This window comes from Brevundimonas aurantiaca (assembly GCF_014199955.1).
Taxonomy (GTDB): Bacteria; Pseudomonadota; Alphaproteobacteria; order Caulobacterales; family Caulobacteraceae; genus Brevundimonas; species Brevundimonas aurantiaca.
In genome coordinates, this window is the sequence record NZ_JACHOQ010000003.1 from 370,765 (window position 1) to 386,436 (window position 15,672).

Genomic DNA, 15,672 nt, shown 5'->3' on the forward strand with positions numbered 1-15,672 from the left:
AGGGGGAGAGGTCCGGGCGACGAGGCCCGCAGGGGACCACGCCGATCAACCCCGCTACAGAAACTGCATTCCCCCGCTTGCGTCCACCCCGTTCAGCGGCTAAAGACCCGCCCTCGCCGCAAGGCAGACGCACCCGTAGCTCAGCTGGATAGAGCACCAGACTACGAATCTGGGGGTCAGGAGTTCGAATCTCTTCGGGTGCGCCATTTTCCTTTTGTTTGGCGCTCTGCGGTTGATCGCCTTCTTGGAGCCTGACGGCGCCAGACGCGCAACGGTCGAGACGGAATTCATCTAACAGCCAAGCCGCGTGGTAGACGACGCAGGCCGTATGCCCCGCCTCGGCATGGCGATGCAGTAGGATTCTGAGAGGCTCGGGGCAGCGCCAAGCGCCCAGCGACGTCTAGATTTCAGCTGAGACTCAGCCTTGGGCGGCGCGCAGACCGTTGGCGGAGGCTTGCTGGAGGGCGGGGCGTTTTTGGCCGCCGGAGGCGATGATGCGGTCGATCCGAGCTTTTTCGGCGCGGAAGGCGGCCAGGTCGGCGCCGGACAGTTCGGTGCCCTCCTGGGTTTTGACGCCGGCCGGATTGATCCGTTGTCCGTTGCGCCAAATTTCATAGTGAAGGTGCGGACCGGTGGAGGCGCCGGTCGAGCCGACATAGGCGACGATCTGGCCCTGGCTGACCCGCTGGCCGGCGCGGATGCCGGCGCCGTAGCGGGACAGGTGGCCGTAGCCGCTTTCCAGACCGTTGTTATGGCGAATGCGCAGCCAGTTGCCGTAGCCGCCCCAGCGGCGCGCCTCGACCACCACGCCGTCGGCGGGGGCGACGACCGGCGTCCCGGTGCCGGCGGCGAAGTCGATGCCCTGGTGCATCTTGCGATAGCCGGAAATCGGATGGGTCCGGAAGCCGAAGCCCGACGACACGCGCCGGAAGTTCTGCAGCGGGGTGCGCATCATGGCCGACCGCAGGTTCTTGCCCGAGGCGTCGAAGAACTGCGCCTCTTTGGCGCCGGCCGGCTTGAAGCGATAGAAGGTCACGCCGCGCAGTTCTGCATAGACCAGATCGCCCACGGCGACGGTGCGGCCGGCCTCGGTCACATCCCGGTCGAAGACCATGGTGAACTCGTCAGAGGCGCGGATGTCGCGCTGCATGTCGAACTTGGTGGCGAACAGACGGCTGGCGGCGCGGACGATGGAGGCGGTGGCGCCGAGTTCGCGGGCGCTGGCGGACAGGGAGCGTTCGACGTCCCCCTTCAGCACCACGGTCTCGTGGGTGACTTTTTCCTCGAGTGAGCGCAGGCGCAGGGCGCCGTCGAAGCTGCGCGACACCGTCAGCTGGCTGGCCGGGCCGGTTCGCATGGTCAGGCCGATCAGGCGGGCGTCGCCTCGGCCGTCGCGCGGCTTGGCGATGGCGGTCTCGAAACGAAGGCCGGCGCGCAGGTCGGACAGGTCGAAGGCGTTGGCGACGGTGGCGGCGACGGCGCTGGCCTCTTCCGGGGCGACGCCGGTGCGGCGCACGGCCTCTTCAAAGGTTTCGCCGCGACGGATCTGGACGGGAACGGCCTCCGGGGCGGTCATGCCGGCCGGAGCATTGGCGGCGGCGAAGGCCTGAACCTCCATGGCGGCCATCTGGGCCGAGGAGGGGACGGGAACTTCTTCAGCCCTGGCGGGTTGATAGACTCTGCCGGCCAGAAGCGCCACCGAGACCGCGGCGGCGGCGGTCAGAGCGTGCGGGGCGAGGCGCATCGGCTGTCGGCGAGGGTCGAACTGAGCCATCGGTCTCGTCGTGCTGCAACGCCAGAGGCGTCAAACCATAGTCACCAAACTGCGCCGCATTCCTGAAAATGCGAAGGCTAGGCCTATACCTCGCCTGTTCCACTTTGGGAAGGCGGTTGCTTACAAGGCGTTAAGAGACGGCTCAAGCCCGTAAGGGTGCGTAGTCGTCCTGCCCCCGTTCCATAGGTCGCCCTCTTATCGCCCCGCTTGGCTGCAACGGAAGATGAGAACGGACGTTGCGGACGCGCGTCTTCAAGGCGACGCTTGGGGCGTAAATCTTCATCGGGGGCAGCGATGGCGGTCTGGAAAATGGTTCTTTCGCTTTCCGGTCTGGACGTTTGACCGATACGACGACGCCATCCGACCGGTCGCGTCCGCCGTCCCGGCGGAACGATCCGCTGCGTCGGCTCGGCCGCGTCGCCGGCGTTGGGGTGCTGGTCGTCGCCCTCCTGCTGGCGGCGCTTTATCTGAATCGTCGAGCGGCGGCGCGCGAGGTCCTGGTGGGTTGGCTGGACCGGCGCGGGGTCCAGGCGGAGGTCGAGGTCGAGCGGATCGAGCTGGACGGCTTCGTCGGGCGTATCCGCATCGGCGATCCCAAAAATCCGGACGTGACGGTCGAGCGGGTCGAGGTGGACTACGCCGTGGCCTGGCCCTGGTCGAAGACGGGGCTGGGAGTGACGCCCAGCCGCGTTCGACTGGTCAGGCCGGTGATGCGCGCCAGTTGGAAGGACGGGAAGCTGGCGTTCGGATCGCTGGACCCGGTGATCAAATCCTTCACGGGCGGCCCGCCGCGTCCGGATGCGCGCGCGCCCCTGGTCATCGTCGAAGACGGCCGGGCGCTGTTGGAGACGGACTACGGCGCCGTGCGGATTCTGGGCGATGCGCGGGTGGACGACGGCAAGCTGATGCGGCTGAAGGCGGCGGTTCCGGCGACCGTGCTTCAAAGCGGCGAGGTTCAGGCCCAGGGGTTCGCCGCTGCGATCGATCTGACGACGACCGGCGACCGGGTGAAATTGAAATTGCGTGGTGAGGCCGAGCGTTTCGTCGGCGCCGGCCTGAGCGGGCGTCGGGCCCTGCTGAGCCTGGACGGAGACCTGCCTTATCCGGATTTGAAGACGCGACGCGGCGATGGCCGCGCGCGCCTCCATGCGCGTTTGACGGGCGAGGTTCTCGGCCTGGGGGCGACCCAGGCGCGTGATGCAGAGATCCAGGCCCGGTTCGACGGTCGAACCGCCGGATGGATCGAAGACTTCCAGCTGGACGGCGAGACCGGCCTGGCCTTGGCGGCGGCGGCCGTGGACGGCCCGGGGCTGAAGGCGACGCAGGCGCGGGTCCGGGCGGAGGGCGGACGCCTTGAGGTCAAGCGCGCAGACGCCCTGGGCTGGGGGCTGGAGACGCCGCTGGTCCTGACCGCCGAGGCCGGCGCGGCGGGCGGGGTCGAGGCGCGCGGTCTTTCGATCCGTTCCGGAGCCTTGACGTTGGGCGGGCGCGACGCGGCTTTCGAGGCGACCGGGCCGGTCAAGGCCGGCTTCGACCGTATCGGCTGGGGCGACCTGACGTTAAGGCGTGGGACCGCCGATCTGAGCCTGGACGTCGTCAAGGACGAGGCGGTCCGCATCGTCGCCCAGGGCGCAATCCGGTCGGCGGACGGCGCCTGGCCCCTGTTCGGGCCGGTCGGGCCCGACGACATCGCCGAACTGGCCGAGATGAAGCGGGCGTTGGGCGGTTTCGCCCTGAACGCCCCGGCGGTTCGCCTGGTCACAGGGTCGGCCGGGACGGAGGCCAGCGTCCTGCGACCGGTCACGGCCAAGCCCGCCAACGGCGGCGTGTTGACCCTGTCGCAGCCGGCGGGCCAGACCGCCTACGCCGCCGAGCCGGGACGGCTGGGCGGCGGCGCGCTGAGGTTGACGGCGACGCGGGGACGGGGACTGCCGGAAATGGCGGTGGACGTACCGCAGTGGCGGCTGACCGACGCCGGCTTCGAGGCTCAACTGGACGGCCGTGCGCGACTGGATTTCGACGTGGCGCGCGGGATCGACGCCCGAACGCGGGGGCTTCTGGCCCTTGCGGACGGACGGATCACCTACACCACCCCCGAATGTGTGGATCTGACGGTCGAACGGCTGGAGCTGGACGAGAACGACGTCCATGAAGTCGCCGGCGCCCTCTGTCCCACGGACGCGCCCTTGCTCAGCGCCAAGGAGGGGGTCTGGCGCGTCGTCGGCGGCTTTGATCGCCTTTCGGCCCAGGCGCCCTTCCTGGGCATGCGGTTCGAAGGGGCCGCCGGTCGGGTGACGGTGGACGGCGCATCCTCCGGCGTGGGGCTGACGGCGACGGTGACCCAGGCGCGGGCGGTGGACGCCCTGACCCCGAAGCGGTTCGAACCGCTCGCCGCCGTCGGACAGGTGCGGCTGGCGGACGAGGTGTGGCGCGGCGGTTTCGACCTGGAAGGGACCGGCAAGGCGGCAGGGGCCGCCTTGGGGCGGTTGACCTTGACCCACGACGGCCGCAGCGGCGCCGGCGGCCTCCAGATTTCGGTTCCCCAGGTGACCTTCGTCGAGGGCGGCCTGCAACCAGCCATGCTGACGCCCCTGGTTGCAGACCTGGTGCAGTCGCCCGTGACCGGTTCGGTCGCCTTCGAGGGCCGGTTCGACTGGACCAAGACCGCCGAACCCACGTCGAGCGGGCGTCTGAGCGTGCCGGGGCTGGACTTCGTCAGCCCGGCCGGGGCGGTCAAGGGCGTCAAGGGCGACATCGTCTTCACCAGCCTGACGCCGCTGATCACCGCGCCGGATCAGAAGCTGACGGTGGACAGTCTGGCCGTGGGGACGGAGGCGACGGATCTGGACCTGACCTTCGCCGTCGACGCAGCCGGGATCAAGATCTCCGCAGGCTCGGTTCAAGCCGGCGGCGGCGTCGTCTCGGTGGAGCCGTTCGTCGTGCCGCTGGACGCCGCCCAGCCCTATGACGGGGTGGTGGTGCTGGACCGGGTCCAACTGGGCGATGTGGTGGCCGACACCGGTTTCGACGACAAGGTGGTGCTGGACGCGGTGGTTTCGGGCCGTCTGCCCTTCACCATGGACCCCAAGACAGGACTGACGATCCGCAACGGGAGCCTGGCGGCGGTTCAGCCCGGGCGGCTGTCGATCAAGCGCGAGGTTCTGACCGATGTGGACGCCGGCGGAGGCGGGGCGGAGGTGCCGCCGAACATGGTCGAGGATCTGGCCTATCAGGCGATGGAGAACCTGGCCTTCGACGTGCTTAGCGCCGATGTGAACAGTCTGGACGGCGGGCGGCTGTCGGTCCTGTTCCGTATTCGCGGCCGGCACGCGCCGCCCCAGCGTCAGGAACTGCGTCTGACCCTGGCGGAGTTGATCAGTCGTGAATTTCTCAAGCGGGAACTGCCCCTGCCGTCCGGCACCCAGATCGACCTGACGCTGGACACGACCCTGAACGCCAATCAGCTGTTCTCGGATCTGCTGGCGGTGAATCGCGCCCGCCAAGGGCAGCAGGAGGAGACGGCGCCGTGAGCCCGGCCATTCAGAGACCGTTCACGCGCAGCCGTGCTATTGCATCATCAAACCTGATCGAGCCGGAGTCTAAGCCATGATCACCAAGCGCCAGTTGGCCGGACTGGGCCTCGGAGCCGCCGCCCTCGCGGCCTGCGCCCCGACGGTCCGTCTGGAGGTTGCGCCCATCCAGATCTACGCCAAATTGGACGCAGACGTGCGTGTCCGGCTGGATCAAGAGTTGCAGCAGCTGCTGCAACAGAACCCCAACCTCTTCTGATCGCCTCGCTTTTTCCTGAAAGGACAGGCTGACATGAGCTTTCGCAGATTTATCGCCGTCGGCGCCGTCGCCGCCGCCGTCTCCATGGCCGGCGCCGCCCTGGCTCAGACCAGCGCCCAAAAGGCCATGATCGATCAGGCCAAGGCCGCCGGGGTCGTGGGCGAACAGGCGGACGGCTATCTGGGCTTCCGCACCTCAAGCGCCGACGCCGATCTGCGCGCGGCCGTCGAAGCGACCAACGCCGGCCGCCGCGCCGCCTACGCCCGCAGCGCCGCCGAGGCGGGCGCCACCCCCGACGTGGCCGGGGCCCGGATGTTCCAGAGCCAGCTTCTGCCCCGGATTCCGGCCGGCCAATGGTATCGAAACGCCCAGGGCCAGTGGGTCCAGCGCTGAGGTCTTGGGCGGCCTGACGCCTCAGGCCGCCGCTCGGCGCGCTGAAAGCGCCGGTTTGAGCAGGCCTTCCGCCAGGGCGCGCACCACCGGCACGGCGACGGCGTCGCCCATCAGCTTCAGGGCCGCGCTCTGGCTGGGCGGCAACAGATAGTCGTCCGACACGCCCATCAGGCGCGCCGCTTCGCGGCCGGTCAGCCGCCGCACCCGGGCGCGTCCCCCGTCGCAGACGACGACATATTGGCGCGACGAACCGCCGGCCGGCGTTCTGAGGCAGCCCGCCAGGCCGTCGAACCGGATTTCGAGCCGTTGGACCTTGCGGCCGTTTTCTCGGCGAACCCGGCGATAGGCGGCGCCGACCGTGCGCCGGCCCGAGGCGATCGCCGCCTCCAGACGGGCGCGGTGCAGCGGAGCGGCCAGGGCCAGGATCGCCTCGCCGTCGTCCAGCCAGACGGCGGTCTCGTCCGGTTCCAGAAGGGCGTCGAGGTCAAGATTGCGGCGCGACGGAACCGGCAGGCTCCACCAGGTCCAGGCGTCACGCGCCGCCTGCGGCAGACGGGCCTGGGCCGCGATCAGCCGGGATGAGTGGAAAGGGCCGTTCGGCGCGCGCGTCTGCGGCGCCGCAGCAGCAATCTCTTCGGCCATGGCGACGACGAAAAGGCGCGGGCGCGACTGGGGCAGCCAGTAGGCGGCGTCCATTTCCAAGGCCCCGATCCGCCAGCCGCCGGCCGCCATGGCCGTGCAGACGGCGGCGAAGTCCTCTCCCTGCGCTGCGCCCGAGGTCAACAGACCGATCACATTCTCCAGAACGATGATCCCGGGCGCTCGTCCCTCGCGCGACAAGCCCTCGATCAGACGCCAGAAACCCCAGAAGGCGCCGGACCGCCCCGCTGTCAGCCCGCCGCGCCCACCCGCCAGGCTGACGTCCTGGCAGGGGGACGAAGCCCAGGCCAGGTCCGGCGCGCCGGGCAGGTCCGCCGTCGTCAGGTCCCAGACGTCGCCCAGATGAAACGGGATCTGCGGATGATTGGCCGTGAAGGCGGCCGCCTTGGCCCGGTCCATGTCATTGGCGAAGACGATGTCTATTCCCGAGACGCCGCCGGGATTGGCCACGTCCAAGCCGAGGCCGGCCAAACCGCCGCCGGCGAAGAACTCGTATGCGGTCAGGCGAATCGACATTCCCGCACCATAACTCAGCCGCCGCCCTTGACCGAAGGGGATGTCGCCCACACTTGCGGGGCGAATCAAAAGAGGCTGTGCATGCGTCCGATCGCCCCCGCCCTGACGGCGGCCGCCCTGACCCTGAGCCTGACCTTGGTCGGCGGCTGTTATGACCGCAAGGATCAGACGCCGGAGGCCGCGCCGCCGCCTGAGCCCGCCCCCGTGCTGGCGGGCGTCGATCTGGGCAAGCCGGTGCGCGCTCTCGGAACCGAACCCTTCTGGAGCGTCGAAATCACGCCGGACGGCCTGACCTACACCCGTGTGGATCAGCCGGCGCAGCATGCGCCGAACCGGGGCGCCACGGTGCAGGGCACGGTCGCCACCTACGCCACCTCTACCGATCTGAACGAAGCGCTAAACGTCGTCCTGATCGCCACCGAATGTTCGGACGGCATGAGCGATCGCACCTATCCCCTGACGGCCAAGGTCGAGATCGGCGACGACACCCTGACCGGCTGCGCCGCCTCGGTGGCGGCGTTGGCAACCAGAGACGAGGCCGGCTGAGTCACAGCTAGGCGCCTATCTTCAGTCGGCCGCTGCCCCGATGATCGCCTGTCTGAGCCAAGACGCCACCGTCTGAACCCTTTCGTCCTCCCAAGCTTCAGGGGTCGCGGCCAAATGGTATGGTTGCCCCTGGAGAATCGGACCGAAGGGATTGACCAGAAGCCCCGCTTCCAACTCGGGTCGCGCCAGCTCAAGGGCCGCGATTGCGGCGCCCCGGCCCGCTGTCGCGGCGGCCAACGCATGGGTGTCGTCAGAGAAGCGAGCGCCCTTTTCCACGGCCAATCCGCTTAGCCCAGCCTCCGTCGCCCATCGCTTCCAATCGGGGTCGTCCCCGGCGCGTCTCCAGTCGATATGAAGCAAGGGGACGCTAAACAGGTCGTCGACGCGGGTCAGGCGGAGACGAGGGCTGCTGACCACGCCGAAACGTTCCGAGACGAGCGGTTCTGACACCAAGCCGGAAAAGGGGCCGGCTCCATAGCGCACCGCCAGATCGGCTCCGCCTCCGTTGAGATCGACCACGGCGTCGCTCGCGTGGAGCCGCAAATCCAAATCGCCGGCCTGGAAATCTGCGAGGGCCGGGATCAGCCGCCGCGCGGTGAAGAGGACGGGCGCGGTCAAGGTCACCGCCTTTCGCCGGTCGTGCTGCCGGATGTCCGCAAGCGTTCGTTCGAAGGCGTCGAAGCCGCCCTGGAGGGTTGGAAGAAGCGTTTCGCCGGCCTTCGTCAAGACCACCCGGCGGACTAGGCGAAGGAAGAGCGGCTGTCCCAGCCACTCTTCCAAAAGGCGGACCTGATGGCTGACAGCGGTCGGCGTCACGCAAAGCTCTTCGGCCGCGCGCCGGAAGCTCAGACGTCGGGCGGCCGCCTCGAACGCGCGCAAAGCCCCCAGGGGCGGCAGTCTTCGCTGTGTCACTACGGATGAATCCATTTCACCCATCCATCGAAAATTTTGCGTTCGTCAACCGTACCTACAGAAAAATAAGCTCGCATGTCTTCCATATCACGTGAGTTCAGCTTGTCATGAGCCCCTCCATCCTAGACCCAATTCGCCTGCTTCACATCGACTCCAGCGCACGGCAGGGAGAGTCCGGGCGCGACAAGCATGGATCGCATACCCGCCGCCTCAGTCGACGTTTCATCCATCGTTGGAGGGAGATGAGGCCGCAGGACATCGTCGATTATCTTGACGTGGGACGGACGCCGCCGACGCCGGTGAGCCAGGCCTGGATCGCCGCCGCCTTCTGTCCGCCTGAACTGCGCACGGAAGCTCAGAAGGTCGTATTGGCGGAGAGCGACGCCTTGACTGACGCCTTGATGAAGGCGGATCTCGTCGTCATCGGCGCGCCCATGTACAATTTCGGATTGCCCGCACCGCTAAAGGCTTGGATCGACAATGTGGTGCGTGTCGGGGTGACCTTCGGTTTCGATCGCGCGCGATCAGACGTTCCCTATTGGCCTATGCTGCCGACAGGCAAGCGTCTGATCATTCTGACGGCGCGTGGTGACTATGGTTATGGACCGGACGGCCGTTTGGCGCACATGAATCTCGTGGAGGCGGGGCTGAAGATTCCCCTTGCCTACATCGGTCTTTACGAAAGCGAAGTCGTCGCCGTTGAATACGACGAGTTTTCCGACGATCGTCTCGCCGCCTCGATCTCGGAAGCCGAGATGTCCGTGGATGCTTTGGTCGATCAGTTGGCCATGGCAGAGTACCCCGCCACTTGAGGCGGCCCGACGCTTCACCACCAGTCGGCTTCGCGCAGGGTGCGGGCGTAGCGGCGGCTGACCGGGACGTTCAGCCCGCCCTCCAAGGTCAGGGTGGCGCGGCCGTCGCCGCGCTCGACGCCGCGCACGGCCGAACGGGCCACCCACCAGCTGCGGTGGGTGCGGGCGCCTTCCAGTCCCTCCAACTCTTCGACCGCGTCGGACAGGCGCATCAGGATCAGGTCCGAGCCGCGATCGGTGTGAAGGCGCAGATAGTGGTCCTCGGCCTGAACGGCGTAGAGGGTCGCGCCCTTCAGCCTGGGGGGCAGGCGATCCAGAAAGCGCGCCGGACGCGTCGGCTGGCTGGGCGGCGCGGCGTGGGTCTGGACCGGCTGGGCGCGTCCCAGGAAGACGTTGACCGTCGTCACCGCCAGGGTGACGATCAGGACCGGGCCGAACAGCTGGGGCAGGGCGGACAGGGGATAAAGGCGCTGGGCGAAGAAGAGACCCGTCGCGGCCCAGATGATCAGGCTCAACGGGCCGGTGATCACCGCCGTCATCAGGCCGATCGTCAACCAGGGCCGGTCGTCCACGTCGATGAAGCGGGTGACCAAGCCGCTGCACAGATGGCCCCAAAGGCCGCCCAGGATCATCATCAGAACCCAATAGGCCAGCCGTTCCAGATAGGGCGCGCCGGCGCTGCCGAAGGCGCCGGTCGAGGCCAGAAAGACTCCGACCAGGACCGCCACGACCAGGCCCCTCAGAAAGGTTCGACGGCGGTCGTCGGCGGGTGACGTCATGAGGGCCTTCTACGTTCGCAGTCCGATCTGAAACCATGATTTCCTCCAGGGCGGAAGGGGGTGGGCGTTCGCGAAACCGAGGTGGGCGTTCACGCAGGGGCGGATGCGGAAGGACCGGACCCAGGGCAGGTGGGCCGCCTTCATCCGGAGTTTTCCCGCCATGTCCCCCCGTCTCGCCCGTCATCTGCCGTCCGCCGCCGGTCTCTTCCTGCTGGGCGTTCCGATCCTCATCTATCTGACCCGAGACAATGGTCACATCGCACGGCTGGGTTTCCGTCCGCACGCGCCGAAGCTGGACCTCTTGGCCGCCGCGCCGACGGCGATCCAAGTTCATGTGGCGGCCGCCCTGACGGCCCTGGCGATCGGGATCGTGCTGCTGATCGGGGTGAAGGGCACGCGGCTGCACCGGACGCTGGGCTGGGCCTGGGTGGCGGCGATGGGAACGACGGCGATCAGCTCCTTCTTCATTCACGCCATCAATCCCGGCGGACCTGCGGGCCTGTCCTTGATCCATCTGCTCAGCGGTTGGACGGTGGTCGGCCTGCCCATGGCGGTCTACGCCGCCCGTCGCCATAGGGTGCAGGCCCATCGGCGGGCCATGACGTCGATGTTCGTCGGAGGACTGATCGTGGCGGGCCTTCTGACCTTCCTGCCCGGCCGGCTGATGTGGGCGGTCTTCTTCAGCTAGAAGGCGACAGTCCCGCCACGGCGCGAAAGCCGGCCGCCGCGAACCGGACCATATAGTCGCCGGCCGTCTGAAGATCCCCGGATCGGGCGCGACCGCCCGACAGTCGGTCCAGACGTCCGGTCTCGCCCAGGGTCAGGGTCAGGGCGCCCGACAGATTGTGATAGCCCCAGTAGAGATCGACCTCGCTGGCCTCGGGCAGGACCTGGGCGATCAGTTCGATCAGCCGCCGGATGGCCGGGTCGAAATACCGGGCCATGGTTTCGCCGCCGAAGGTCGGGTTGGCGTTGGTCTGGGCCACCAGGGCGGAATAGTGTTTCCAGCCCGGCCCGCCCTTGAGCGACCATTCGAACGGCGGTCGCAGAAAGGCTTCCAGCAGCCCCTCCAGCGTCATGGGCCGCCCGGTCTCCTCAGCCTGGGCGGCGTAACGGTTGATGGCGGCGACCCGTTCATTGTTCCAGACCTCGGCGCGACGCAGAAAGACCGCGTCGAACAGGTCTCGCTTGGCCCCGAAATAATAGTGGACCAGGGCGGTGTCGACGCCGGCCTCACGCGCCACCTCGCGGATGGTGACGCCGTAGAAGCCGTGTTTGGAAAACAGATCCTCGGCCGCATCCAGGATCAGCTCGCGGGTTTCACCCGCCGCCTTGGCCTGGGCCTTGGGCGGACGGCCGCGCCGCGCAGGCGTCGCATCCGGCGCGGCCGTCTTGCGCCGGGCGGCGGCGACGGGACGGGGCGCGGCGGGGATCTGGCTCATGGCGGCGACGCTAGGCCAGGGCCGGCGCCGGTGCAACGGCGCCACGCTGCACGTTCCGTGTGGGCGGATGACGACGTTGCGGCAGCTCCGGGGTTTGACAGACGGTCGAAACCGGGTCAGGTTCAAGAAAATCATTGAACGCTGAATAAAAGCGTCAACCAGGCTGGAAACGACAAAGGGGTTAAGGATCATGAATCGTCATGTGAAGTGCGCGCTGCTGGCCGGCGCGGCGTGGGGCGTGCTGGCGGGGGCTTCCACGGCCCAGGACGCCGAGGCGGCGGCCCAGGCGGCCAACGCCGGACAAGCCAATATGGTGGACGACATCGTCGTCACCGCCCGTCGGCGCGACGAACAGCTGAAGGACGTGCCGGTGGCCGTCTCGGCGCTGAGCGCCGAGCGGCTGGAACAGACGGGCGCGACCAATATCACCGCCCTGCAGCAGCAGACGCCGAACGCCACTGTTCAGGTCGCGCGCGGCTCCAACTCGACCCTGATCAGCTTCATCCGCGGCGTGGGCCAACAGGACCCGCTGTGGGGCTTCGAGCCCGGCGTCGGCCTCTATATCGACGACGTCTATGTCGCCCGTCCGCAGGGCGCCGTGCTGGACATCTTCGACATCCAGCGCATCGAGGTGCTGCGCGGGCCGCAGGGCACCCTCTACGGCCGCAACACCATCGGCGGGGCGATCAAATATGTGACCAAGCGCCTGGGCGTCGATCCCAGCCTGACGGCGCGGGCCGAGGTGGGCTCGTACAATGAGCACAACTTCCTGCTGTCCGGCTCGGTCCCCGTCGGCGACACCTTCGCGATCGGGGGCGCGGTCGCCACCTATCAGCACGACGGCTACGGCCAGAACCTGAACACCGGCCAGGATCAGTATGACAAGGACGTCACCGCCTATCGCGCCAGCGCCGAGTGGACGCCGAACGACAGCCTGTTCTTCCGCCTGGCCTGGGACCGGGTCGAGGACGATTCCAGCCCGCGTCACGGCCACCGCGAGGTGAACTCGACCACCGGCGGCTATACGCCCCCGGCCAACGAATACGATACCTATGCCGGGATCACCGGCGAGCAGAAGGTGGTCACCGAGGGCGTGTCCCTGACCGGCGAGTACCGGGTCAACGACATGCTGACCCTGAAGTCGATCACCGCCTATCGCTCGGGCGACACCCAGACCATCATCGACTTCGACCAGACGCCCCTGCCGACCCTGGACGTGCCGGCCATCTATTCGGACGACCAGTTCACCCAGGAGTTCCAGGCCCTGTTCACCGGCGACCGCTGGTCGGGCGTGGCCGGCGTCTTCTATCTGGACGGCACCTCGTCCGGCGCCTTCGACACCATCGCCGGCAATCTGGGTCTGGCCATTGCGGCGGCGGGATCGGTGGACACCAAGTCCTTCTCGGTGTTCGGCGACTTCAGCTATGACCTCACCGACCGGCTGCACGTCTCGCTGGGCGGACGCTACACCAAGGACGACAAGGACGCCTCGGTCCTGCGCCTCTTCTATCTGGGCGCGACCCGCACCCCCTATACCGGCGGGACTGACCGGGCGATCTTCGCCACCCGCACCAACTATTCGGCGTCGGACACCTTCGAGAAGTTCACGCCGCGCGCCAGCATCTCGTATGACTTCAGTGAAGACATCACCGGCTACGCCTCGGTCAGCCAGGGCTTCAAGTCGGGCGGCTGGGACATGCGGGGCGACGCCGCCCTCGTGCCGCAGACGGTCGACGGCTACCAGCCCGAGACGGTCACCACCTATGAGCTGGGCCTGAAGGGTTCGGCCTTCGACCGGCGGATGAACTTCGCCTCGGCGATCTTCTATTCCGACTACAAGGACCAGCAGATCACGACCCAGCAGGTGGCCACGCCCCCGGCCGTCGGCATCGCCTCGGTGGTCGACAACGCCGGGGCCTCGACCATCTACGGTTTCGAGCTGGAAGGCTCGGCCTTCCTGACCGACGACATCACCGCCAACTTCTCGCTGGGCTATCTGAAGAACGAGTTCGACGAGTTCATCACCCGGATCACCGGCACGCCGGTGGATATTTCGGACACGCGCGAGCCGCAGAACTCGCCGGAATGGTCGGCCTATTACGGCATGACCTGGCGGGGCGACATTATGGGCGGGGAGATCCGGGTGACTCCGTCGCTGTCGTACCGGTCCGACTACCACCTGTTCGACACGCCGGACCCCATCCTGGACCAGGACGGCTATGTCCTGGCCGACGCCAGCGTGGTGTGGACGGCGCCCAGCCGGCGGTGGGAGGTCGGTCTGTTCGGCCGCAACCTGACCGATGTCCGCTACAAGGTCGGGGGCTACAGCTTCCCCGGCGCGACCTACAACAACTCGATCAGCGCCTTCTACGGCCCGCCGACCACCTATTCGGCTCGCCTGACCTACCGGTTCTGATCGCCGAAGACGCCTGACGGAGGGCGGCGGTCCAAAGGCCGCCGCCCTTTGCTTTGCAGGGGGCGGACTTGCGGCTAGGTTCGCCCCAACAAGAAGAACATGTCGAGGGAAACGCCGATGACGACCGACACCGTGACGGAGGCGCCCGCGCCGCATCGACCGGGCTACCGCTTCTATGTGCTGGCGGTGCTGATCCTGATCTACATGCTGAACTTCCTGGATCGGCAGATCATCGGCATTCTGGCGGCGCCGCTGAAGGAAGAGTTCGGCATGTCCGACAGCCAGTTCGGTCTGTTGGGCGGCATCGCCTTCGCCTCGGTCTATTCGACCCTGGCCATTCCCCTGGCCTGGCTGGCCGACCGGTTCAGCCGGGTCTGGATCATGACCGGGGCGCTCGCCGTCTGGTCGGGCTTCACCGCCCTGTGCGGCATGGCCGGCTCGTTCGGCCAGCTGTTCCTGTGCCGGATGGGGGTGGGCGTGGGTGAAGCGGGCGGGGTGGCGCCGGCCTATTCGCTGATCGCCGACTATTTCCCGCCGCATCAGAGAGCGCGGGCCCTGGCCGCCTTCGCCTTCGGGATTCCGCTGGGCATGGCCGCGGGCACCCTGGTTGGGGGACTGCTGGCGGCGACCTACGGCTGGCGCACGGCCTTCATCGTCGTCGGCCTGTCGGGTCTGCTGGTCGCGCCCCTGCTGCGGCTGACGGTCAAGGATCCCAAGCGCGGCGGAACCGATGCAGTGAAGACCGAAGCCCAGGTCGCGGCTCTGGCCGCCGCGCCGGTCGGGACGGATCGGGCGGGCAAGATCGCGGCCCAGATCATGCTGGGCCTGGGCGCCGGTCTTCTGGTCCTCGGGGGGCTGGACTGGCTGCTGGGTCTGTCGCTCGGCAATCCGCTGGTGCTCGCCTTCGGCGGCCTGCTGGCTGGGGTGATCGGCGCCTCCTTGATGGTCGCGCGGCGCACCGCATCGGTCGTGATCAAGAAGCCCAGCTTCTGGCTGCTGGCCCTGGGCGCGGCCTCGTCCTCCGTATGCGGCTATGGCGTCGCCGGCTGGTTGCCCCTGTTCTTCATGCGCAGTTTCGACCTGAGCCTGCGCCAGACCAGCTGGTACTATTCGGGCATCGCCCTGATCGGCGGCCTCCTGGGCATTTGGCTGGGCGGAATGATCGCCGACAAGCTGTCGAAGAAGGGCAAGGGCGCCTATCCCCTGACCCCGGCCGTGGCCTTTCTGATCTCGGCGCCCTGTTTCATCCTGGCGATGAACTCGCCCTGGCTGATCGGCCTCGTCCTGCCGGGCGGGGGCAGCCATGCGCAGCAGCTGATCCTGGCCTTCCTGATCTTCCTTCTGCCCACGGGGTTGAACCTGGCCTGGCTGGGGCCGATCACGGCGGCGGTCCAGCATCTGGTCCCGGCGGCCATGCGCTCCACCGCCTCGGCCCTGTTTCTGCTGATCAACAATCTGCTGGGGATCGCGGTCGGCTTCTACTACTTCGGCTGGATGAGCGACCTCCTGGCGCCCCGGTTCGGGGAGGAGAGCCTGAGGTGGGCCATCTACACCGGCATGAGCTTCTATGTGCTGGCGGCCATTCTGCTGTTTGGGGCCTCGCGGACGCTGAAGCGGGACTGGGTGGACTGAA

At 67.8% G+C, this 15,672-nt stretch carries 13 protein-coding genes and 1 tRNA gene; 9 read left to right on the forward strand and 5 right to left on the reverse strand.

The genetic code is table 11. From position 1 onward, the window contains the following. Positions 1 to 129 precede the first annotated feature (129 nt). A tRNA-Arg gene (locus GGQ93_RS09265) sits at positions 130 to 206 on the forward strand. A gap of 212 nt (positions 207 to 418) precedes the next feature. Here the strand turns inward: GGQ93_RS09265 and GGQ93_RS09270 are convergent. Continuing rightward, positions 419 to 1,774, reverse strand: a complete 1,356-nt coding sequence (locus tag GGQ93_RS09270) for a M23 family metallopeptidase (RefSeq protein ID WP_054764281.1) — start codon at positions 1,772 to 1,774, stop codon at positions 419 to 421. 338 nt (positions 1,775 to 2,112) lie between these two features. Here GGQ93_RS09270 and GGQ93_RS09275 point away from each other — a divergent pair, with 338 nt between their 5' ends. The 3 genes from GGQ93_RS09275 to GGQ93_RS09285 all read left to right on the forward strand — a co-directional run bounded on the left by GGQ93_RS09275 (position 2,113) and on the right by GGQ93_RS09285 (position 5,956). Continuing rightward, entirely contained in the window at positions 2,113 to 5,304 is a 3,192-nt protein-coding gene (locus GGQ93_RS09275) for an intermembrane phospholipid transport protein YdbH family protein (RefSeq protein WP_183216572.1), read from the forward strand. 76 nt (positions 5,305 to 5,380) lie between these two features. Next, on the forward strand, positions 5,381 to 5,563 hold the full coding sequence (locus GGQ93_RS09280) for a YnbE family lipoprotein (protein ID WP_183216574.1): 183 nt from the start codon (positions 5,381 to 5,383) through the stop codon (positions 5,561 to 5,563). Positions 5,564 to 5,596: 33 nt separating this feature from the next. Next, positions 5,597 to 5,956, forward strand: coding sequence for a DUF1318 domain-containing protein (locus GGQ93_RS09285; protein ID WP_054764279.1), 360 nt, complete (start codon positions 5,597 to 5,599; stop codon positions 5,954 to 5,956). A gap of 21 nt (positions 5,957 to 5,977) precedes the next feature. On the opposite strand, the gene GGQ93_RS09290 is transcribed toward GGQ93_RS09285, so the two are convergent. Further along, on the reverse strand, positions 5,978 to 7,132 hold the full coding sequence (locus GGQ93_RS09290) for a DNA cytosine methyltransferase (protein WP_183216576.1): 1,155 nt from the start codon (positions 7,130 to 7,132) through the stop codon (positions 5,978 to 5,980). A gap of 81 nt (positions 7,133 to 7,213) precedes the next feature. Here GGQ93_RS09290 and GGQ93_RS09295 point away from each other — a divergent pair, with 81 nt between their 5' ends. Continuing rightward, entirely contained in the window at positions 7,214 to 7,678 is a 465-nt protein-coding gene (locus GGQ93_RS09295) for a COG3650 family protein (RefSeq protein WP_183216577.1), read from the forward strand. Positions 7,679 to 7,699: 21 nt separating this feature from the next. Here GGQ93_RS09295 and GGQ93_RS09300 read toward each other — a convergent pair whose 3' ends face one another. Continuing rightward, positions 7,700 to 8,614: a LysR substrate-binding domain-containing protein gene (locus tag GGQ93_RS09300; RefSeq protein WP_183216579.1), complete on the reverse strand. Its 915-nt coding sequence runs from the start codon at positions 8,612 to 8,614 to the stop codon at positions 7,700 to 7,702. A gap of 83 nt (positions 8,615 to 8,697) precedes the next feature. On the opposite strand from GGQ93_RS09300, the gene GGQ93_RS09305 reads away from it, so the two are divergent. Beyond that, positions 8,698 to 9,402 carry an FMN-dependent NADH-azoreductase gene (locus tag GGQ93_RS09305; protein WP_183216581.1) on the forward strand — a complete coding sequence of 235 codons (705 nt, stop codon included), beginning with the start codon at positions 8,698 to 8,700 and terminating at the stop codon, positions 9,400 to 9,402. 14 nt (positions 9,403 to 9,416) lie between these two features. Here the strand turns inward: GGQ93_RS09305 and GGQ93_RS09310 are convergent, their stop codons facing one another. Further along, positions 9,417 to 10,181: a LytTR family DNA-binding domain-containing protein gene (locus GGQ93_RS09310; protein ID WP_182713864.1), complete on the reverse strand. Its 765-nt coding sequence runs from the start codon at positions 10,179 to 10,181 to the stop codon at positions 9,417 to 9,419. Positions 10,182 to 10,341: 160 nt separating this feature from the next. Here GGQ93_RS09310 and GGQ93_RS09315 point away from each other — a divergent pair, with 160 nt between their 5' ends. Next, positions 10,342 to 10,869: a DUF2306 domain-containing protein gene (locus tag GGQ93_RS09315; protein WP_183216583.1), complete on the forward strand. Its 528-nt coding sequence runs from the start codon at positions 10,342 to 10,344 to the stop codon at positions 10,867 to 10,869. Here GGQ93_RS09315 and GGQ93_RS09320 read toward each other — a convergent pair. After that, positions 10,862 to 11,623: a TetR/AcrR family transcriptional regulator gene (locus tag GGQ93_RS09320; protein WP_182713866.1), complete on the reverse strand. Its 762-nt coding sequence runs from the start codon at positions 11,621 to 11,623 to the stop codon at positions 10,862 to 10,864. The genes GGQ93_RS09315 and GGQ93_RS09320 overlap by 8 nt on opposite strands. 190 nt (positions 11,624 to 11,813) lie before the next feature. Here GGQ93_RS09320 and GGQ93_RS09325 point away from each other — a divergent pair, with 190 nt between their 5' ends. Continuing rightward, positions 11,814 to 14,039: a TonB-dependent receptor gene (locus tag GGQ93_RS09325; protein WP_183216585.1), complete on the forward strand. Its 2,226-nt coding sequence runs from the start codon at positions 11,814 to 11,816 to the stop codon at positions 14,037 to 14,039. A 117-nt stretch (positions 14,040 to 14,156) separates the two neighbouring features. Continuing rightward, the gene (locus GGQ93_RS09330) at positions 14,157 to 15,671 is read left to right on the forward strand and encodes a spinster family MFS transporter (RefSeq protein WP_183216587.1); all 1,515 of its coding nucleotides are present in this window, start codon (positions 14,157 to 14,159) and stop codon (positions 15,669 to 15,671) included. Position 15,672: the final 1 nt, after the last annotated feature.

Excerpts from the sequence above, each read along its gene's own strand:
- GGQ93_RS09270 (WP_054764281.1), bottom strand. The coding sequence starts at position 1,774 with ATGGCTCAGTTCGACCCTCGCCGACAGCCGATGCGCCTCGCCCCGCAC.
- GGQ93_RS09280 (WP_183216574.1), top strand. The coding sequence starts at position 5,381 with ATGATCACCAAGCGCCAGTTGGCCGGACTGGGCCTCGGAGCCGCCGCC.
- GGQ93_RS09285 (WP_054764279.1), top strand. The coding sequence starts at position 5,597 with ATGAGCTTTCGCAGATTTATCGCCGTCGGCGCCGTCGCCGCCGCCGTC.
- GGQ93_RS09290 (WP_183216576.1), bottom strand. The coding sequence starts at position 7,132 with ATGTCGATTCGCCTGACCGCATACGAGTTCTTCGCCGGCGGCGGTTTG.
- GGQ93_RS09295 (WP_183216577.1), top strand. The coding sequence starts at position 7,214 with ATGCGTCCGATCGCCCCCGCCCTGACGGCGGCCGCCCTGACCCTGAGC.
- GGQ93_RS09300 (WP_183216579.1), bottom strand. The coding sequence starts at position 8,614 with ATGGGTGAAATGGATTCATCCGTAGTGACACAGCGAAGACTGCCGCCC.
- GGQ93_RS09305 (WP_183216581.1), top strand. The coding sequence starts at position 8,698 with ATGAGCCCCTCCATCCTAGACCCAATTCGCCTGCTTCACATCGACTCC.
- GGQ93_RS09310 (WP_182713864.1), bottom strand. The coding sequence starts at position 10,181 with ATGACGTCACCCGCCGACGACCGCCGTCGAACCTTTCTGAGGGGCCTG.
- GGQ93_RS09315 (WP_183216583.1), top strand. The coding sequence starts at position 10,342 with ATGTCCCCCCGTCTCGCCCGTCATCTGCCGTCCGCCGCCGGTCTCTTC.
- GGQ93_RS09320 (WP_182713866.1), bottom strand. The coding sequence starts at position 11,623 with ATGAGCCAGATCCCCGCCGCGCCCCGTCCCGTCGCCGCCGCCCGGCGC.
- GGQ93_RS09325 (WP_183216585.1), top strand. The coding sequence starts at position 11,814 with ATGAATCGTCATGTGAAGTGCGCGCTGCTGGCCGGCGCGGCGTGGGGC.
- GGQ93_RS09330 (WP_183216587.1), top strand. The coding sequence starts at position 14,157 with ATGACGACCGACACCGTGACGGAGGCGCCCGCGCCGCATCGACCGGGC.